Source organism: Brevibacterium ammoniilyticum, assembly GCF_038429965.1.
Classification (GTDB): domain Bacteria; phylum Actinomycetota; class Actinomycetes; order Actinomycetales; family Brevibacteriaceae; genus Brevibacterium; species Brevibacterium ammoniilyticum.
The window spans coordinates 50,177-68,726 of record NZ_BAABNP010000013.1 but is presented as its reverse complement, the minus strand read 5'-3'; the positions used below and the strand labels follow the sequence as shown (position 1 = coordinate 68,726).

Annotated in this window: 16 protein-coding genes; 5 read left to right on the top strand and 11 right to left on the bottom strand. The window is 67.3% G+C overall.

Features of this window, described 5'->3' with window-relative positions; translation table 11 throughout:
• The first annotated feature begins 165 nt into the window (after positions 1–165).
• Positions 166–1,233, top strand: coding sequence for a bile acid:sodium symporter family protein (locus tag AAHA49_RS14505; RefSeq protein ID WP_342038780.1), 1,068 nt, complete (start codon positions 166–168; stop codon positions 1,231–1,233).
• A 97-nt stretch (positions 1,234–1,330) separates the two neighbouring features.
• Here the strand turns inward: AAHA49_RS14505 and AAHA49_RS14500 are convergent, their stop codons facing one another.
• The 7 genes from AAHA49_RS14500 to AAHA49_RS14470 form a co-directional block, all read right to left on the bottom strand.
• A complete protein-coding gene (locus AAHA49_RS14500; RefSeq protein ID WP_342038779.1) occupies positions 1,331–1,717 on the bottom strand; it encodes an iron chaperone in 387 nt (128 codons plus the stop codon).
• On the bottom strand, positions 1,714–2,268 hold the full coding sequence (locus AAHA49_RS14495) for a YbjN domain-containing protein (RefSeq protein WP_342038778.1): 555 nt from the start codon (positions 2,266–2,268) through the stop codon (positions 1,714–1,716). The genes AAHA49_RS14500 and AAHA49_RS14495 overlap by 4 nt, the downstream gene beginning before the upstream one ends.
• A complete protein-coding gene (locus AAHA49_RS14490; RefSeq protein ID WP_342038777.1) occupies positions 2,268–3,707 on the bottom strand; it encodes a glycosyltransferase in 1,440 nt (479 codons plus the stop codon). Before AAHA49_RS14490 ends, AAHA49_RS14495 begins: the two co-directional genes overlap by 1 nt.
• Before the next feature lie 9 nt (positions 3,708–3,716).
• On the bottom strand, positions 3,717–4,589 hold the full coding sequence (locus AAHA49_RS14485; RefSeq protein ID WP_342038776.1) for an alpha/beta fold hydrolase: 873 nt from the start codon (positions 4,587–4,589) through the stop codon (positions 3,717–3,719).
• A gap of 7 nt (positions 4,590–4,596) precedes the next feature.
• Positions 4,597–4,908 (bottom strand): DUF2516 family protein, encoded by a 312-nt coding sequence (locus AAHA49_RS14480; RefSeq protein ID WP_339392329.1) that lies wholly within the window; start codon positions 4,906–4,908, stop codon positions 4,597–4,599.
• Positions 4,909–5,003: 95 nt separating this feature from the next.
• Complete coding sequence (locus AAHA49_RS14475; protein WP_342038775.1) at positions 5,004–5,567, bottom strand: AzlD domain-containing protein; 564 nt, start codon at positions 5,565–5,567, stop codon at positions 5,004–5,006.
• The gene (locus AAHA49_RS14470) at positions 5,564–6,280 is read right to left on the bottom strand and encodes an AzlC family ABC transporter permease (protein ID WP_342038774.1); all 717 of its coding nucleotides are present in this window, start codon (positions 6,278–6,280) and stop codon (positions 5,564–5,566) included. The genes AAHA49_RS14475 and AAHA49_RS14470 overlap by 4 nt, the downstream gene beginning before the upstream one ends.
• 258 nt (positions 6,281–6,538) lie before the next feature.
• Between AAHA49_RS14470 and AAHA49_RS14465 the strand changes: the two genes are divergently transcribed.
• Positions 6,539–7,066 carry a helix-turn-helix domain-containing protein gene (locus AAHA49_RS14465; protein WP_342038773.1) on the top strand — a complete coding sequence of 176 codons (528 nt, stop codon included), beginning with the start codon at positions 6,539–6,541 and terminating at the stop codon, positions 7,064–7,066.
• Positions 7,067–7,083: 17 nt separating this feature from the next.
• Here the strand turns inward: AAHA49_RS14465 and AAHA49_RS14460 are convergent, their stop codons facing one another.
• A complete protein-coding gene (locus AAHA49_RS14460) occupies positions 7,084–8,226 on the bottom strand; it encodes an FUSC family protein (RefSeq protein WP_339392333.1) in 1,143 nt (380 codons plus the stop codon).
• Positions 8,227–8,311: 85 nt separating this feature from the next.
• On the opposite strand from AAHA49_RS14460, the gene pepN reads away from it, so the two are divergent.
• Positions 8,312–11,101, top strand: coding sequence for an aminopeptidase N (pepN, locus tag AAHA49_RS14455; protein ID WP_259801314.1), 2,790 nt, complete (start codon positions 8,312–8,314; stop codon positions 11,099–11,101).
• Between the two features lie 149 nt (positions 11,102–11,250).
• Here pepN and AAHA49_RS14450 read toward each other — a convergent pair whose 3' ends face one another.
• The 3 genes from AAHA49_RS14450 to AAHA49_RS14440 form a co-directional block, all read right to left on the bottom strand.
• Entirely contained in the window at positions 11,251–12,360 is a 1,110-nt protein-coding gene (locus AAHA49_RS14450; RefSeq protein ID WP_259801316.1) for a C40 family peptidase, read from the bottom strand.
• Positions 12,361–12,653: 293 nt separating this feature from the next.
• Positions 12,654–13,727: an LLM class flavin-dependent oxidoreductase gene (locus AAHA49_RS14445; protein WP_342038772.1), complete on the bottom strand. Its 1,074-nt coding sequence runs from the start codon at positions 13,725–13,727 to the stop codon at positions 12,654–12,656.
• 180 nt (positions 13,728–13,907) lie between these two features.
• Complete coding sequence (locus AAHA49_RS14440) at positions 13,908–15,665, bottom strand: HNH endonuclease signature motif containing protein (protein WP_259801319.1); 1,758 nt, start codon at positions 15,663–15,665, stop codon at positions 13,908–13,910.
• Positions 15,666–16,013: 348 nt separating this feature from the next.
• Between AAHA49_RS14440 and AAHA49_RS14435 the strand changes: the two genes are divergently transcribed.
• On the top strand, positions 16,014–16,493 hold the full coding sequence (locus tag AAHA49_RS14435; protein WP_342038771.1) for a hypothetical protein: 480 nt from the start codon (positions 16,014–16,016) through the stop codon (positions 16,491–16,493).
• A gap of 760 nt (positions 16,494–17,253) precedes the next feature.
• Complete coding sequence (locus AAHA49_RS14430) at positions 17,254–18,474, top strand: NAD(P)/FAD-dependent oxidoreductase (RefSeq protein ID WP_259801322.1); 1,221 nt, start codon at positions 17,254–17,256, stop codon at positions 18,472–18,474.
• The last annotated feature ends 76 nt before the right edge of the window (positions 18,475–18,550 follow it).

The following is an 18,550-nucleotide window of genomic DNA, read 5'->3' as shown; positions in this document are numbered from 1 at the left end:
AACCGCGGGCGCAGGGTTCGAACCGCGAGCCCGGGGCGGGGGTGCGGTCCGCAGGCGGACGCCTGGGTTCGGCTCGCGGGCCCCACGCGGGACCGGCACGCATCCAGTGGCCCACCATGCGGAACTCTGTCTTGCATGGCGGAACGGCGGGGGTAGTCTGCGTCTATGTCCGATTCGCCTCAGCCCTCCGCGCCGCGCTCCGACCGCGGCTCAGCAGCCGGCCCTGACTCAGCCACCGGCACCTCATCGACCGAGAAGTCGACCGCCGACCGGAGTTCGATCATCGCGGTCACGGCCCTGCCCGTCCTCGTCGTCCTCGCCGGGGTCGCCGGCTTCCTCTCCCCGGACACGTTCACGCCGCTGGCACCGACGATCACGTGGAGCCTCGGCGTGGTGATGTTCTTCATGGGGCTCACGCTCACACTGCCGGACTTCGCACGGATCGCGAAGCGGCCGTGGATCGCCGTCCTCGGTGTCGTCACACAGTTCGTCGCGATGCCGCTGCTCGGCCTCCTCGTCGTCACCGTCTATAACCTGCCCGCCGAGATCGCCGTCGGCGTCATCCTCGTCGGCTGTGCCCCGGGTGGGACGGCGTCGAACGTCGTCACGTATCTGGCGAAGGGCGATGTGGCTCTGTCGGTGTCGATCACGACGCTGTCGACCCTCTGCGCTCCCGTGCTCACTCCCCTGCTCACACTGTGGCTGGCCGGGTCGTACATGGACGTGCCGTTCTGGTCGATGTTCGTCTCGATCTGCCAGACGGTGCTCGTGCCGGTCATCGTCGGCGTCCTCGTCCGCCTCGTCGCCTCGAAGTTCGTCGACCGGATCGCTCCTGCGCTGCCGTGGCTGGCCTCGCTCGCGATTGCCTACATCGTCGCGATCGTCGTCGCCGGTTCGGCAGGGTCGATCGCCACGGCCGGCATCCTCGTCCTGCTCGCCGTCATCACGCACAACCTCCTCGGGCTCGGCGTCGGTTACGGTGTGGCCGCTGCCTGCCGCCTCGACACCCCGACCCGTCGGGCTCTCGCGTTCGAGGTGGGCCTGCAGAACTCGGGTCTCGCCTCGACGCTGGCGACGACGTACTTCTCGCCTCTGGCGGCGTTGCCCGGTGCGGTCTTCAGCGTGTGGCACAACGTCTCCGGCGCCGTGCTCGCCTCGATCTTCGCGCGCCTGCCCTACGGCAAGCCTCCCGCCGAGGCGACCGACCAGTCCCGCACGAACGCCTCGGTGTGAGCGGCAAGCCTGAGGGCAGGCTCGTGGCCGCTCGGCGTGGCGGTCATCCCTGCGTGACCGTCGGTCACCCCGCTTGACCGTCACACCCCGGAGACCGTCACATCCACTTGACACCGTCGACCTCGAACTCGCGGATCCGGTAGGCGATCATCTCGGCGAGCAGGTCCTCGGGGATCTCCCTGCCGTAGGGCAGCTTGATCGAGCCCTTGCCGGTGTCGAAGTCCGTGAGACGATCGGCGAACGCCTCCTTCGTGCTCGGGGTGAAGACGAAATTCGCGTGCCGCTGGTAACCCGCGAAGGCGAAGAGGATCGAGTCGAGGAAGTACGCGGGGTTGCCCCATTTGAGACCTTCACCGGCGGTCGGCGCGTTCGCCCGGCTGAGGTCCCGCAGCCGCCTGAGGAAGTCCTGCTGCTCGGGCGAATCGAAGCCCGCGATGTACTCCTCGACGTTGCCCGGCTTGCTCAGATCGACGCGCTTGATCATCCCTGCCGCCCTTCCGGGTCGTCTGTCTCGGGGCGTTCGGGGCCGATCGTACCGATGAATTCGTTGTCAGGACCGCTGAGGACGTGCTCGAACGCGGCGAGGTTCCGCGTCGATTCCCCACGGCTGACCCGCCACGCCCATTCCTTCTTCATCCCCGTGAGGAACCCGATGAGAAGGAGTTCGTTGAAGGATTCGTCGGCGACCGTGAGCATCTCGCCGAGGAGGCCGTCGAGATCCTCCAGCAGATGCTCGGTCGGCACGGTGGCCCTGAGGTAGACGTCGCCGAGGTGGTCGATGCCGAACGCACTCGCCCCGAGTTTCATGTTCTTCCGCAGCAGCCACGCGTTGAACGCGGCCGCGTTCTCGTCGGGATGGCGGATGACGAAGGCGGAGAGTTCGGCGCTGCGAGCCGAGACGACGATCGACACGGTCGTCTTGAGCTTCCGCTCCCCCGGCAGCACGACGGCGATCGAGGTGCCGTCGAGGCTGTCGACCTCGACGCCGTTGGCACGCGCCCACTCGGTGATGCCGTCGATGATCGCCGAGCTCATCAGCGTCGTCCTCCGCAGAGTCCGGGTGCCGCAAGATCGCGCGCCGCAGTGCTGCGCGCCCCGAGGCTGGCGACGGAGTCGAGGACGGCGGTCACCGTCCGATCCCAGTCGAATCGCTGCGAGCGGGCGACGGCGTGATCGGCGAGCTCCGAACGAAGCTCGGCATCGCCGAGGAGGCGTTCGAGCGTGAGTGCCCAGTGCCGCGGGTTGTGGTCGGCGATGAGCAGACCCGAATATCCGTGGTCGACGATCTCGGGCAGTCCGCCGACGGCCGCGGCGATCGAGGGCAGTCCGGAAGCGGCCGCTTCGCCGGCGACGAGACCGAAGGATTCGCTGCGGGAGGGCACGAGGAGGACATCGGCGGCACGGTAGTACGTGACGAGGTCGGCGGCCGGCACCGGGGGCCTGACCTCGACGTTCGGTTCGGCGGCGATGGCCGCCGACAGCGTGGTGTGGAAGTCGGCTGTGCCCGATTCGAGAGACTGCGCGGACGGGTCGACCCAGCCGGAGGCGGCCCCGAGGAGGATGCCGCGAGTTCGCTGCGCAAGCTCCGGATTGTTCTCGTGCAGGAATGCGAGGGCGTCGACGACGATGTCGGTGCCTTTGATGAACTGCATCCGCCCGACATAGAGGACGAGCTTCTCATCAGCGGCGATACCGAGTTCAGCGCGGGCCGCATCGCGGGAACCCGGCGAGAAGAGAGCGTGGTCGACGCCGGGCCGGGCGACGATGACGGACCCGGGATCAGCGCCGAGTTCTCCGATGAGGTCGCGGCGCTCGGCCGGGGTGTTCGCAACGAGGAGGTCGACCCGGTCGGCGATGTGCTCTTCGGCGGCGAGCCGCCGCGGCGATTCGTTCGCCGTCTCCGAATCTCGGTTCTTCACCGCACCGATCGTGTGCATGCTCGCGATGATCGTCGGACGCCTCCCGGCGGTGGTCTCGTTGCCGGCAAGCTCCGCGGTGCGCAGGGCTGCCTCGGCGGAGATCCAGTAGTGAGCCCACACGAGGTCGGCGTCGGCATAGGCCGGGTGCGCCGCGAGCAGCCGAGCGATTTCGTCGATCCGCCCGGCGAGGGCATCTTTGCTTTCGGCAGTAACGCCGAGGTGGTGGAGGCGGAGATGTCCGGAGAGAGTGACGCTCGATCCAACGTTCGAAGAAGTGTTCTGCGCGGGAGAGGTGTTCTGGGCGGAAGCATCGGCAGGGTCGGAAGCACCGGAACGGCCGGTCGCCTCGGCGAGAACCATGCCATTCGAGCCGGCGAGACCGTTCGCCTCGGCGAGGCCCAAGCCGTTCGGATCGGCGGTGAAGACGTCGACCTCATGGCCGGCCGCGGCAAGGGCCCTGACCGTATGGTCGACGTAGACGTTCATCCCACCCGCGTCACCCTGCCCGGGCTGAGCCGCAGGCGAGGTGTGGAGGGACAGGACGGAGATGCGCACCCAGTCAGTCTAGCCAAAGAACTCGCCGAGGATCCGGCGGACCTCATGGCGACCGCGCCACAGGATCGATCCGGCCGGAAGCACCTCGAGGCGAGAGCCGGGGACGGCGGCGGCGATCTCCTCGGCGATGAAGACGGGATGGGCGGGATCGTCCTCATGAGTGAGGACGAGGACCTCGCCGGGGAACGCGCGCAGCCGCTCGAGGGCGGCGTCGACTCCCCCGCCGAGGTGCTGGTCACTGAGGTTCTGAGCACCGAGGTTCTCGTCGCTGAGGCGATTGCCGTCGACGGCGATCTCGAGGGCGAGCCCGAGCCCGTCGGACATGTCCGTGTGCACGAGGTTCTCGGCCTTCGTCCTGGTCCAGGCGCGGGCCGGGAGGAGTTCGGCGACCTCGGTGGGTTCGCGGGAGAGCATGAGGTCGGTGATCCGGTCAACGTCACCGGCGGCGACGAGGCCGCGCAGGGACTCGAGGTAGGCGGTGTGGGAGCGGACAATCTCGGCGGGGAAGCCGATGAAGGACGCAGGGAGGACGAGGGCGACCTTCTCGAGGTTCCGGGTCACGGGATGACCATCGCTGAGGAGGCGGAGCAGTCCGCCGGCGGACATCGAGACGCCGAGCGCCTGCGTCGCCGAGGTGGCGGTCAGGGCCTCGGCGAGCGCCTCGGCGATGAGGGCGTAGTCCCAGCCGGGGCCCGGGGAGGGCCGGCCGCCGTGGCCGTAGAGGTGGAGGAAGTGCTTGGTTCCGGTGATGCCGGTGCCGAACGGGCGGGTGTCACGGATGGCGCCCGCGAATCCGTGGCTGAAGAGGGTGTGCGGTTCGCCCGATCCGAACGTGGCGATGTACCCGGTGTCCGGACCGGGGAGGTTGGAATCCTCGCTCATGCGCCGGTCAGCGGTTCCGGTTCCTGGGATCGATGGCCTTGATCTTCGGGCGGACGTCGGTGAGGTAGACGATGGCGGCGACGAGCGCGAGGAGGTTGAGGAAGATCATGCTCATGCCCAGCGGCGGCAGCGCGATGAGCGCGAGCGCGAGGCCGACGGCGAGGATGATGACCCAGAACTTCTTGCTCTGCTTGTCCACGGCGCGGTAGTTGTCGTCCTTGTAGCGCAGGGAATCGACGAACGCCCAGAGCTGGACGCCGAATGCCGCAACGGTGAGGGCGAGAAAGATCATGCGCTGAAAGCCCGCGATGAGTTCCATGCCCTCCAGGGTAGCAACCCGGCCTGACACCGGCATCTGGGCAACTCACAGGGAGCCGGTCATCGTCAGCCGGCAGGCTGCCCGGTGTCTCCAGCTCACAGGATGCCGGTCATGCGGATTCCCGCGCACACGGCCATCGCCACGATGACGCAGACGAGAATGGGCACGCGCAGGACGGCTGCGAGCACCCCGACGCCGACGCCGATGAGGCGGGCCGGATCGGCGATGTCCTGGCCGTCGAAGATCGCCGTCGTCGCGAACACCGCGCCGATGAGGACGACGGTGGCCTTGTCCATCCATGCCGTGACCCTCGACGTCGGTTCGTCGGCATCGTTCGCCGAGGTGGTCGGAGCCGTCGGAGCCGTCGGAACCGTCGAGGTCGTCGCTCCCGGTGTTAGCGGCTCCCCCGCCGAGGTGGTCGTCTCGTTCGCGACGGACGCACCGCGGGTCGGATCGCCGAGGCCGCGGCCCGTCGGGTCGCCCAGTGCACGGCTGGTCGGGTCGTCCATCGCCTCGGCGGTCGGGCCGTCCGCGCCGACGAGGGCGCGCCGGCGTCCCCGCAGCGCAAGTGCCGCACCGACTTTGACCCCGGCCAGGCGCATCACGTACGTGCCGATGCTCAGCGCGGCGAGCGCGATGAGGAAGGTCGTCGGGTTCACTGCCGCACTCCTCTCCTCTGCCGCACCACCCGGCGGATGAGCCAGCCGAGGGCGACGAAGACGAACACCGACAGTGAGGTCACCGCGCCGAGGCCCAGCGGGAGGATCGGGGTGAGCACCACGGCGACGAGGATGCCTGCGAGGGTGAGGCACAGGGTCGAACGGTTCTTGAGGTCTCCGCGGATGAGGCAGAAGAGGATGATGGGGAACGCCGCATCGAGCCCGAGCATGTCGGCGTCGATGACGCTGCCGAGCCACTGCCCGCCGACGGCACCCGCCGGCCACATGAGGGCGATCGCGACGCCCATGAGGAGGAACGCACGCCAGCGCTGGCGGTCGTTCTCACCGGTCCGGGCGACGGCCGTCGATTCGTCGTTGATCCAGTGCGCTGCGATGAGCGCCTTCCAGTCCTGCGGGAAGAAGGGACCCACCGCCATGCCGAAGGCGAAGTTCCGGGTGTTGACGAGCAGTCCCGCGAGGACCGCGAGGATCGGCGCCCCGCCCGCGGCGATGACGCCGACGAAGGTGAACTCGGCCGCGCCGCCGAGTGCGAATGCCGCGAGCATGAGCGTCTGCCACCACGCGAATCCCGAGACCGCGGAGATCGCTCCGTACGAGAGCGCGACGGCGACGATCGTCACGGTGATGATGACGACGGCGCGGTACGTCGAGGCGGGCAGCACCCGATCGACCGTGCGGAATGATGAACTCATGTTCACCATAGTGCACACTCGCTGTTTCGTTCGTCAACCCGAACAGTCAATCACTCTGATGAACACCAGGATATAGTGGTGCCCATGAGTGCCGCTGCGAACGAATCACCTGCTGAGAAGAGGAGCGACAAGGACGACTCCTCTCGCTCCGATCTGAACGAGCTCGCCCCCGATGGTGCTGAAACGTCTAGCGCTGACACGCCTGACGCAGACACCTCTGACGCAGACACGTCTGACTCTCATACCCCGCGGGCCCAGGTGGCCGCGGCCGTCAGACGTGAACGACAGCGCGCCGGCCTCACCCTCTCCGAGGTCGCCCGCCGGGCCGGCATCGGCAAGTCGACGATGTCCGGGCTCGAGGCGGGCACCGCCAATCCGAGCCTCGAGACGATGTGGGCTCTCGCCGCCGCCCTCGACATCCCGCTGTCACGCCTGCTCGATCCGCCGCAGCATGAAGTCGCTCTCCTGCGGACCAAGGACATGCCGAGCCTCGCGTCGACGGCGTCGAACTATGTGGCCACTCTGCTCTCGACGTCCCCGGCGAACGCCCGGCGCGACATCTACCTCATCCAGGCGGAGCCCGGTGAGCCGCGGATCTCCCGGCCGCATCCGGCGGGGACGATCGAGCACATCATCGTCGGGCGCGGTGCCGTCCAGATCGAGGTGCTCGGTGAGACCTACGAACTTCACGCCGGCGACTACCTGACGTACCCCGGGGATCAGCCGCACACGTACACGGCACTCGAATCGGGAACCAACACGATCTTCGTCGTCGAAAGCTACTGACCGCTTCCCAACAGCCCCTACTCCACCGGCGGACCGTCGGCGTTGTCCTCGGCCAGTGAGGGCAGGCGCTCGTGCGCGGCGGCGTTCGTCAGCCCGGCGGCCTGGAGGAGGTCGGCGGCGACGGGCCGCAGCAGGAGGACGAGGGATTCGTCGTGGATGTCCCAGCTCTTCTCCGCCCGCGGATCGAGCTTTCCGGCCGCATCGGACAGGGCCACCTCGGCGAGGGATCTGTCGGTGCCCCGACGCAGCGCGATCTCGAGCTTCTTCGCCCCGTCGGCCAGGGATTCGACGTAGTCGGCGATGATCGGCTTCTCGACGCCGAGTTCGGTGATGCCGACGACGCGGCGGGCGATGACGCGGATCGTGCGCATCGCCCGGTCGGAGTAGGTGTGGGCGCGGGAGAGCCGGGTGACCTCGGCGGCGTGGCGGCGGCCGCGCGCATTGATCTTCGCGGCCTCCTTCGACACCTGCAGGGAGGAGCCCCACGAGTCGATGATGTCCTGGGTCTCGCGGGCCCGGGTGAGCGCACGCATCGCGAGTTCGGTGTCGGCGCGGCGCAGGGCCCGCGACATCATCGTGAGCACGGCGCTGACCTCGTCGAGGAGGTTCGCGGCGAGCGCCCGCGGCACCTTGCGGGCGTCGCGGGGGATGATGAGGGCGAGGACGATCGCGAAGAGCGAGCCGACGAGGGCGTCGAGGGTGCGCGGGAACGGCAGGGTCGTCGCGGTGGCGGGGACCACGACGACGTAGACGGATTGGACGGCGATCTGCGTGATGAAGATGCCGCCGGAGTTGAGCACGGTGCCGATGACGAGGCCGATGATGAGGGTGACCGCGAGCTGCCAGATGCCGCTGCCGTAGATGTTGACGAGGAACTCGCCGACGAGCACCCCGAAGGTCGCGCCGATGCCGATCTCGAGGGAGCGGCGGAGGCGACGGTCGGCGACGGGGCCGATGCCGACGGCCGCGGCGACGGCGGCGAGGAACGGGTACGGGTGACCGAGGATGTAGACGCAGAAGGCGTAGGCGGCGGTCGCGGCGATGGGGATCTGGATGAGCTGTCCGGAGTTCGCCCAGACCCGTTTGACGCCCAAGCGGAGACGGTGGACGACGGTGCTGACCCCTCGCTTGATCAACCCGCTGACCTCGGTCTTCGCCATCCGGCCCGGCCTCCTCTCGCCCTCGTTGTACTCAGATTACCGGAATTGTGACATGCTAAAGTCTGTGCGCCGAGGAGGCTGAAGAATGACGACGAACCTGACCCGAGACGAAGCGCAGAGCCGTTCGCATCTGCTCAAGGTCAAGACTTACACCGTTGAACTCGATGTGAGCAATGCCGAATCGGATGCCGACACCTATCTCTCCCGCACCGTCGTCGAGTTCAAGGCTCGTGCCGCAGCCGACACCTTCATCGACATCATCGCCGACTCGGTCTCGCGCGTGGAGATCAACGGTGAGGAGCTCTCCCCCGCCGAGGTGTTCGACGGTGCCCGGGTCACGTTCCCTGTCCGTGAGGGCAAGAATTCGCTGACGGTCGAGGCGCGGCCGCGGTATTCGACCTCGGGTGAGGGTCTGCACCGGTTCACCGATCCCGCCGATGGGAAGGTCTACCTCTACTCGCAGTTCGAGCCGACGGATGCCAGGCGGGTGTTCGCGAACTTCGATCAGCCCGATCTCAAGGCGAAGTTCGTCTTCAGCGTCACCGCTCCCGCAGCGTTCCAGGTCCTGTCGAATCAGGCGGAGACGAGCCGGGAGCCGGTGGGTTCTGCGGCGGCAGACGACGCCGAGGCGAGCCCCGCAGACGGTTCGGATGCCAGGTCGGATGCCGGCCCGGACACCGCCGACCATGCCGTCACCCATTACTTCGCGCCGACCCTCAAACAGTCGAGCTACATCACGTGCATCACGGCCGGACCCTACGAAGGGGCGACGGACACGTGGACGGATCCGGTCACGGGAGAGACCGTCGACCTCGGCGTGTGGACGAGGGCGAGCCTCGTCGACCATCTCGACGCAGCCGACATCATCGGGATCACGAAGGCGGGGCTGGACTTCTTCAGCGCCGAGTTCGACTACCCCTACCCATGGGGCAAGTACGATCAGATCTTCGTGCCGGAGTACAACCTCGGCGCGATGGAGAATCCGGGGCTGGTGACGTTCACGGATTCCCTGATCTTCCGGGACAAGGTCACCGATGCGATGTACGAGTCGCGGGCCAATGTCATCCTCCATGAGATGGCGCACATGTGGTTCGGCGACCTCGTGACGATGAAGTGGTGGGACGACCTGTGGCTCAAGGAGTCGTTCGCCGACTACATGGGCGGGCTCGCGCTGGCCGAGGCGACGCGGTTCACCGACGGGTGGGTGACGTTCGCGCTGCGGCGCAAGGCGTGGGCGTACATGCAGGACCTCTACCCGACGACGCATCCGATCGTCGCCGACATCCCCGATGTCGAGGCGGCGAAGCTCAACTTCGACGGCATCACGTACGCCAAGGGTGCCTCCGTGCTCAAGCAGCTCGTCGCGTTCGTGGGTCGGGAGGCGTTCTTCGCCGGGTCCCGGCTGTACTTCAAGCGGTTCGCGTACGGCAACACTGAACTCGCGGACTTCCTCGACTGCCTCGCCGAGGTGGCTCCCGACCGTGACATCGCCGGCTGGGCCGACGCATGGCTGGGCACCTCGGGTGTCTCGGAGCTGTCGTTGGCGCTGACGACGGATGCCGAAACGACCGCGGCGGGCGCCGATTCCCGGGCGAGCATCACCGGGGCGACGATCACGCAGTCGGACTCCGCTGTGGGGGCACGCCTGCTGCGCCCGCACACGCTCGAGATCGCGACGCTCGGCCGGTCGGGGCGCGACATCGTCCCCATCGACAGCGTGAAGTTCGACTTCTCCACGGAGTCCGCCGAGGTGGAGCAGCTCATCGGGCGCACGCGCGGAGAGATCGCGCTGCTCAACTTCGCCGACCACGACTATGCGCGCGTGCGTCTGGACGAGGCGTCGACGGAGACGGCGATCACCTCGGTGTCGCGGATCGCCGATCCGCTGTCGCGGGCGCTCGTGTGGTCGGCGCTCGACAATGCTGTGCGCGATGGGCTGCTGCCCGTGCAGCGGTATCTCACGGCGTATGCGCGCAGTCTCGGCAAGGAGAGCCATGCCGGGATCATGGCGGGTCTGAGCCAGACGGCGCTGCTGTGCCTCGATGAGTGGGTGGCGGAGCGGAACTTCGAGACGGCGATCTCAGGGCTGCTCGGTGCCGCACTCGATGCGCTGGCGACGGCGAAGTCGGGGTCTGATGCGCAGCTGCATCTGGCCAATCTCGTGCTTTCACTGACCTCGCGGACCGCGCGGTGCATCGATGACAGTCCGTCGATCGCGATGGGTCGGGCGTTCGCGACGCAGGTGCTCGCGGTGCCGATCGGCGAGGAGATCGAGAGCATGAGCCCCGAGGTCGACGATGACGACGGTGCGGACGTGCCCGAGCATGCGGCGGCCTCGCTGCCGTTCCGTGGGCTGATCAACGATCATGCGCTGCGGTGGAATGCGATGACGGCCCTCGTGTGCCTCGGGTGGGCGGATCAGACGGACATCGCGCGCGAGACGCAGCTCGATCAGAGTTCCTCGGGTCGACTGCGGGCGGAAACGGCGAATTCCGCGCTGCCCTTGCCGATCGTCAAGATGCGCGCGTGGGAGACCGTCGTCGTTCCGGGGGCGCTGAGCAACGATGTGCTCACGGCGATCATCTCGGGATTCGTCGCCCCCGCGGCGCTGCCGATCACGGAGATGTACGTCGACGAGTACTTCGAGCGTCTCGCCGGGTTCTGGGCGGACAATTCGATCGAGATCGCCAGGCGGCTGGTGCTCGGGCTCTATCCCAAATGGTCGATGGACGAGGAGGGCGTCGTCGAGCGGACCGATGCGTGGCTCGAGGAGCACCCGGATGCTCCGGCGGCGCTCAAACGGCTGCTCATCGAGCGCCGTGATGACCTCGCGCGGGCGATCTATCTCAAGGCGCGTCAGACCTCACGGCACTGACCGGGGCGGGGTGCCGCACCTGCCCACCGCACTGACCGGGGTGGTCATCGCACTTTCCCCCACCTCGGCGGTCACCATCTTCTCCTCGTCAACATGACCAAGCCGGCCGCAGTCGACTGCGGCCGGCTTCTCACGTGGAGCGTGAAGCGTCAGAGGATGCGGCGGGCTCCGGAGAACTCGTTGCCTTTGTCCCACTTCTTCCAGTCGACGACGTAGACGGTCTTCGAGGCGTTGGGTGAGTGGATCATCTTGCCGCCGCCGATGTACATGCCGACGTGGTGGACGGTGCCCGAGCTGGTGGAGAAGAAGAGCAGGTCGCCGGGTTTGAGGTTCTTCGAGGACACCTTCTTCCCTGCCTTCGCCTGGTCGCCGGAGTCGCGCGGGATGTCGATGCCGTGGGCGCGGTAGATGCTGTAGGTGAAGCCCGAGCAGTCGAAGCCGTAGGCGGAGACGCCTGCCCACAGGTAGCGGAGGCCGTCGAACTGCTTGGCGGTCTTGACGAGGTCGTCGCCGCTGGGCTTCTTGGGCTTCTCGCCGATGTCGAACACGTTGACGTCCTTGACATCGATCCACGCGGCTCCACCGCCGGGCAGGGCGACGCGGACGTCTTCGACGTCCTGGGCGATGAGCGGGAGTTCGACGTTGAAGCTCGGGTCGGCACCGGTGTCCTTGGTGAACTCGACGCCTTCGAGTTCGGTCTTCTTCGCCTTGACGACCGCGCGCGGCTGGTCCTTCTTCAGCTTGCCGAAGCGGTCGTTCTCGACGATCTGCTTCGTCGGCAGCCAGCCGGGGTAGCCCTTCTTGTTCTTGGGCGTGGACTGGTCGGTGACCGCGACCTTCGTCCAGTCGCCCTTGGTCTCGAGCACCGTGACCTGGGAGCCGTATGTCGCCTGGGTGTCGGCTTTGCCGGTGAGACCGCGTCGCACCTCGGTGCCGGCGAGGTCCTTGTTCCACTTGTCGAGGTCGACGGGTTTGCCCAGGGCGGGTTTGTCGACCGTGCGTGGGGACTTCGGGTCCTTCCACAGCGTGGCGACGGTGACGTCGACGTAGGCGGTGTCGCCCTTGCTGATCTTTCCGTCGGTGATGGGTTCGAGTTCCTGGCCGGGAGTGACCGCGGCGCTCAGGTTGGTCGACGCCGTGGCGGAGGCTTTGGTCGAAGCCGTGGCGGGCGCTGACAGGTTGCTCGACAGGGCGGGAGCTCCGGCGCCGAACACCAGTCCGAGCCCGAGCGCCGCCGAAACAGCAATTCTCGTACGCATTGATTCTCTTTCGGTCTGCGGGGCAACCGCTGTGGTCGCACCCGCGCGGGGGAAGCCGCCGAATGAGTTTCGCCGCCCACGGGACCGACCGAGAACGATCGACCTCGTGGGCATCGAAACGATGTACGCCGACAATCCTACTGTCTGGCCCGGACATTGTCTCGGGTCAGACGCAGATCACCGGCTGGCGCAGGGTCGCGGCCTGAGTCAATCGCCGCGGGTTGCAGGGTCGCGGCCGGCGCGAACTGGGCGACCATGCGACCTCGACACTGCTCCTGCCCCCGCCTGCGCCTCTACCGCAGGAATTCGTCTGCGAGGAGGTCGAGCGTCTGGATGCGTGCCACGTCCTGTCGAAGGTCTTCGCCCTCCATCGCACCGGCGACCGGTTGGATCATCACTTCGTCGACCCCGAACCGCTCGGCGAGCTCCTCGATCTGCGCCTTCGCGGTCTGCGGGTCGCCGACGATCCAGTCTTTAGAGAGTTCCTCGGCGACCATGCGCTCCTGGTCGGTCATCACCGAGCGGACGTCGTCCCCGGCGAGGCGCAGCGGCCCCATCTGGCCGCCGGTGCGCAGGCGCGCCATCTGCAGCATGAAGGGTTCGGAGCGCAGCCGTGCCTCCTCCTCGGTGGGAGAGACGACGGCGTTGACCGTGACGAAGCTGCGCGGCCCATTGCCGTAGGCGCCGGGAGTGAAGTTGTCGCGGTAGATCTTCATCGCCGTGGTGGCGCCGGCGGCGAAGTGGTTTGCGAAGACGTAGGGCATGCCGAGTTCGGCTGCCAGTCGGGCCGAGTATCCGGACGATCCGAGCAGCCACGGCAGCGGCTGTGCCCCGGGAACGGGTGCCGGTGTCGCGCGCAGCGTGTGCTCGCGCCCACCTTGGAGCGGGATGCGCACGCCTTCGGGCGTCATGAGGGCGAGGGTGTCGATGACGTGCTGGGGGAACTGTTCGACGGGGTCGATGGTCTGTCCGTTGCGGTCGACCATGCGTCCTTCGCCGAGGTGGCCCCGCATGGCCGCCGAGGTGACCGGGTCGGTTCCCGGTGCACGTCCGATGCCGAGGTCGATGCGGTCGCCGTAGACGGCGGAGAGGAGGGCGAAGAGTTCGGCGACGGCCAGGGGTGCGTGGTTGGGCAGCATCACGCCGCCGGAGCCGAGTCGGATGCGTTCGGTGCCCTGGCCGAGGTACATGAGTTCGGCTCCGGGCATGGTCGAGGCGATCGACGGCATGTTGTGGTGTTCGGCCACCCAGTAGCGGGTGAAGCCGAGCTCATCGGCCCGGCGGACGAGTTCGTGCGAGGCGGCGAAGGCATCGGAAGTGGTCTGTCCGACCCGGACCGGAACCAGGTCGAGAATTGAAAGCTCCATGTTCAAGGCAACAGGCACCTTGACGGGTTCATTCCATGACCTGGGTCACATTCGACGGCGGCACCGTCGCACGGGTCGCGGTCGCTGTCACAGTCGCTGTCGCGGGAGGCACGGTCGCGCGGGTCACGGTCGAACAGGACCGCTGCGGACACACCTGTCCCCTCAGAGCCGTGAAACCGGCTAATCGAAGAGGGTGTCGGCGATCTCGCCGGCGATGAACCTCGAATGGAGGATCGGTTCGCGAGCCGGATCGATCGTCGCAGGAGGCACCCACGCAGGTCTGCCGTCCTTGAGCATGATCGTATGCCAATCCGTTTTGTCGATGAGGTGGTGATGGGCGCTGCAGGCCAGGGTGAGGTTGTTGATCTCAGTCTTGCCCTCGTTGGCCCACGGCACGATATGGTGCGCGTCGCACCACCCGGGCGGCGTCTCGCATCCAGGGAAGGTGCAGCCCTGGTCCCGCGCGGCGAGGATGGTGAGCTGGTTGCGGTTGGCGTACCGATTCTCGGTCTGCACACTGACGGTGCGGCGCTTCTCGCTCATGAGATGGAAGAAGACGGCCCCGTTGAGCCCGTCGCGGGACGCTGTCGCGATGGGAAACGGTTCGGCGGCCCCGGTCGTCGCTTCGCCGGCGCCTCGCGCAATGTCCTCGGCCTTAGCGGTGACGACGAGCGCGAAGGGCGCCCCTGCGCCGACTCGGTTCATCTCGATGTGCCCGATGATCGTCGAGAACCGCTCGTAGATGCGGTTGCGCACGCTGGGCTGATCAGAGCTCATCGGCACGGGAGTGCCGTCCGCGTGGACTCCGTATCCCGCGGGGACCTCAACGCCGTTCGCATCGACTCGCCCATTGCGTTCCGATTCGAGCCTCGGCGTGGGATCGATCGCATCGTAGCGATCGCCGTGGAGGACGTCTTCGAAGAGCCGAACTGCCTCATTCATCGCATCGTTCATTGCGGCAGAGGCATCCGTCGTTCCCGCGGTGCCGTGTGCGGTGGCCGGATCTCCCGAAAGCGACGTGTCATCGTCCGGGGATGAGCCGTTCGGAGATGCCTCGACGGTGACCGTACCGTCCGCCTGCTGCACGGATGCCGCCCCGGGGGCGTCCGCCTCGGCGAGGTGATCGTCATTCGATGGTGCACCGGTCGGCACCGTTGCGTCAGACTTCACATCTCCATCAGCCGGCACGTCGTCGTCGGTCTGCATGCGCGAGGTGAGCAGTCCGTGCATGATCCCGCCGGTCACGGAATCCAGCCGCCCCCGGAGGTCCCAGGTGCCGTCTTTGCGCGCACGCAGGTTCACCGAGAAGTCCTCGCGCGGGGTCGAGTCGTCGGGAAGTTCGCCGTCCGGGTCGAGCCATTTGAGGATCTCAGCGAAGAGGACGCGGATGTCCCTCACGTGCACGAGCGGCGCCTTCTCCACGAGGATCCGTTCCGCCTCGAGCCGCTGCTCGCTGGTGGTCGTACGCGGAAGCTTGTCGAGGCACTGGGTGATCGTGCGCGCCTGCACCGAGGAGAGAGTCCCGGTTCGCAGTGCATCGGCGACGACCGGGTTGTCAGGTTCGAGCGATTCTCCGGAGAAGGAGACGCGCCGGCCGAGCTGCTCGGCAAGGTCGACTCGCCGTGACGCTTCTGCATGATTGACGCCGAGGCGATTCTTCACGAGGTCGCGCGTCGACTTTGCGCCGTAGTCGCGCGGCGTTCCCACCCGCTCGAACACGGAGAGGGTGACGACGGAGAGCGCCTCGGTCAGCCTGTTGAGCGTCTCAATGCCGTCGAGCATGGTGACTGCTTCATCGGGGCCCATGGGGCGCGAGAAGCACTCGAGCTCGTCGACGAGCGTGCGCAGACTTTCGATGCTTCCTGTCATCTCGGGAGCCATCTTCCCGAGATCGGTCCAGGCCTCCTCGCTGAGCAGGGGATGTTGGGTCGGTGCCATGCAATCAGCAAGGTCAGGGCCTCCGGGCCGCGGCTTCGTCTGGAAGTCCGTCTCGGTGTCGTCGGCGTTGGAGGCCTTCTCCTTTCGCGGCACTGCATCGGAGTCACACGGGAGAGCGATGCCGCCGCCATCGCGCCGGACTCGATCGGCATCTCTCCACTGAACCGAGTCCGCCGTTTCCGGCGGGAAAGGATCGACCGGCTCCCGGTCCGAAAACCTGCGCTCGCGCCGCGGGCGCTCGAACCCGTTCGGGTCGCTCGTGCACCCCCTGCCCACGTCTCCATCCGAGGGCCCAGGACCCAGCCGACCGAGCTCTCGCCGCTGCCTCTCAATGAGGTCGTTCTGCCTGTGAGCCTCGAACTCACTCATCTGCTTGTGTTCCGCTGCCAGCCATTCGAGGGGGTCGTCGCGATCCACCCGGGAGGGGTCGGAACCGGCCGCCCGCCCATCAGCGGACACGCCACCGTCACCGACTCCTTCACTGACTTCGGCCCCATCAGCGTACGCGCCTCCGGCTCCATCGTCGACAGCGTCGTCGACGGTCCAGTCCTCGGCGTCCGCCGCCTTCCTTCTGGCTTCGTCTGCGCGTTCGCGTTCCTCATCCTTCTGCGCCATCCAGGCATTCCGTTCGGCGTCGATCTCAGCTGCGCGCTTCTTCAGAGCTTCCTGCATCTCGAGGTCGTCCGGCGGCGCAAGCGGATCGAGCCTGCGCGTCGGCGCTGGCTCGGATGGGCGTCCTGGCAGCTCCGATGGATCAAGCCCGGAGCTCTCCAGCGGTCCCCGCCCCGGGGTCTCACTGCTGAACGGAACCGCGCTCTCTCCACATGAGCCAGGCGACCAGGAGCCCGGAGTGCCACGCCAGCGGCGACCTCCGCGCTTATCGCGCCTGCGATCTGGGGTGAGAGTCATGACCTCCGAATCCGTTCCCGAGTACGTCCTTGTGTGACCTATGCTACGCTCATGAACTCAGTTTGTATAGATGTTTGTTCTACTTTTTTCGATATCTTTTTCTCGTTTGAATTCATTAGATGATCGCACTCGAGAACCCTTCCGATCCGGACCGAAGGCACCGTCGACTCGTCTGATCAGGGTGCGAGAGCGGGTGCTTTGCGAATACTGCAAACACGTTTGCGCTCCATTCCGCCGCTGGACCACACTGGCCGATGTCGGCTCATCAGGTTCTCGCCTCCGGGTGGCCTCCCGATGGGCTGACAGTCCGCCGCCAGCCGACCCGACACCCGCGATCCGCAGTTCGTCCTCACCGGCCGGCTGGCCAACCGCCGTACTACCCGAGCCGGTCGAACCGCCCAGCCGGCCGCAGCACTCCAGACAGTCGAAACATCACAACCAGTCGAACCACTCCGGCCGGTCCTACCGACCTAACCGTCTCGGACCAGCCGTCCCATCCCGAACCGGTGGGACCAGCACCGTCCGTAGTTGTGCCACCGCACGACGGCAACCCCGCACCAGCCAGCCGACTACACCATCCCAGCCGGCCCGATCGGTCCCGCGCATATCGACTGCCGCCCGGCCGAGCCCATCGCGACCACCCGGCAGAGTTCCCCGCCCACACATCGAGGAGACGATCATGACCCCCACACATCAGACACCGCCAGAGCCGACGACGACTCCACTCTCCGAGGCCAGCGCGTCCACCGAGGCCAGCGCACCCACTGAGTCCGGTGCATCCACCGAGACCAGCGCAACCACTGAGATCAATACATCAACCCCGATCACCGCTGAGGTGGCCGTTGTCGGCGGTGGAGCCGCCGGGCTGGCCGCCGCGATCGCGCTGGCTCGTTCGCTGCGCCGAGTCGTCGTCATCGATGCCGGTCAACCGCGGAATCGCACGAGTGCTCATGCGCACAACCTCCTCGGCAACGAGGGCATCGATCCGCTCGACCTCGTCGACAAGGGTCGTGCCGAGGCGGAGAGCTACGGCGTCACCTTCGTCGACGACACGGTGATCACTGCCGTCGCGCTCGATGGGGGTTCCTCCCCCGCCGAGGCGACCGCCGCCGGCCGTTCGACCATCCGTCCCGCGTTCGCTCTCGACACGGCGCGCGGGACGCGAGTCGTGGCGCAGCACCTCATCATCGCCACCGGCCTCACCGACGAACTGCCCGACATCCCCGGACTCGCCGAAGGCTGGGGCGACACCATCCTCCACTGCCCCTACTGCCACGGTTACGAGGTGCGAGGGCAGCGGATCGCCGTGATCGGCACGACCGCGCTCTCTTATCATCAGGCGATGATGTTCTCCCAGCTCAGCGACCACATCATGTTCCTCAGGCACGAGGCGCCAGCGCCCTCGGAGGAGCAGGCTGCGATGCTGCGGACCCTCGGCATCGAGTTCGTCGACGCCCACGTCGACGGCATCAGCCGCAATGGCACAGCAACCGAGATCACCGTGGAAGCGGCTGCCTCGGCGACCGACACCACCGTCAATCAGGCCGTTTCAGCGACCGACAGCACCGACGGTTCGTCCGCCTCGAGGGCGGAGCTGGCTGAGGAGGCGACCACCTCGGCGAGAGAACTCACGGTCGACGCAATCGCGGTCGGCCCGTTCTTCCGCGCGAACAGCGAGCTGTTCGAACAGCTGGGCGGCACGGTCGTCGAGGATCCCAGCGGCATGGGGTCGACGATCCCGACCGACCCCACCGGACGCACGGACATCCCAGGCGTGTGGGCGGTCGGCAACAGCGCGGACATGTCGGCGATGCTCGGCGCGAGCGCGGCCAGCGGAGTGAAGACCGGTGCGATGGTCAACTACGAACTCATCCAGAGCCGGCTCGCCGGCGAAGAGTGACTGTTCGCAGTGCCACTCGGCCTGGCTCTGTCAGCCGAGCGCCCTGCCTCGCGGATCCGGCCCGAACTGCTCCGGA

Excerpts from the sequence above, each read along its gene's own strand:
- AAHA49_RS14505 (WP_342038780.1), top strand. The coding sequence starts at position 166 with ATGTCCGATTCGCCTCAGCCCTCCGCGCCGCGCTCCGACCGCGGCTCA.
- AAHA49_RS14480 (WP_339392329.1), bottom strand. The coding sequence starts at position 4,908 with ATGGAACTCATCGCGGGCTTTCAGCGCATGATCTTTCTCGCCCTCACC.
- AAHA49_RS14500 (WP_342038779.1), bottom strand. The coding sequence starts at position 1,717 with ATGATCAAGCGCGTCGATCTGAGCAAGCCGGGCAACGTCGAGGAGTAC.
- AAHA49_RS14450 (WP_259801316.1), bottom strand. The coding sequence starts at position 12,360 with ATGCGTACGAGAATTGCTGTTTCGGCGGCGCTCGGGCTCGGACTGGTG.
- AAHA49_RS14445 (WP_342038772.1), bottom strand. The coding sequence starts at position 13,727 with ATGGAGCTTTCAATTCTCGACCTGGTTCCGGTCCGGGTCGGACAGACC.
- AAHA49_RS14485 (WP_342038776.1), bottom strand. The coding sequence starts at position 4,589 with ATGAGCGAGGATTCCAACCTCCCCGGTCCGGACACCGGGTACATCGCC.
- AAHA49_RS14440 (WP_259801319.1), bottom strand. The coding sequence starts at position 15,665 with ATGGCACCGACCCAACATCCCCTGCTCAGCGAGGAGGCCTGGACCGAT.
- pepN (WP_259801314.1), top strand. The coding sequence starts at position 8,312 with ATGACGACGAACCTGACCCGAGACGAAGCGCAGAGCCGTTCGCATCTG.
- AAHA49_RS14495 (WP_342038778.1), bottom strand. The coding sequence starts at position 2,268 with ATGAGCTCGGCGATCATCGACGGCATCACCGAGTGGGCGCGTGCCAAC.
- AAHA49_RS14430 (WP_259801322.1), top strand. The coding sequence starts at position 17,254 with ATGACCCCCACACATCAGACACCGCCAGAGCCGACGACGACTCCACTC.
- AAHA49_RS14460 (WP_339392333.1), bottom strand. The coding sequence starts at position 8,226 with ATGGCGAAGACCGAGGTCAGCGGGTTGATCAAGCGAGGGGTCAGCACC.
- AAHA49_RS14470 (WP_342038774.1), bottom strand. The coding sequence starts at position 6,280 with ATGAGTTCATCATTCCGCACGGTCGATCGGGTGCTGCCCGCCTCGACG.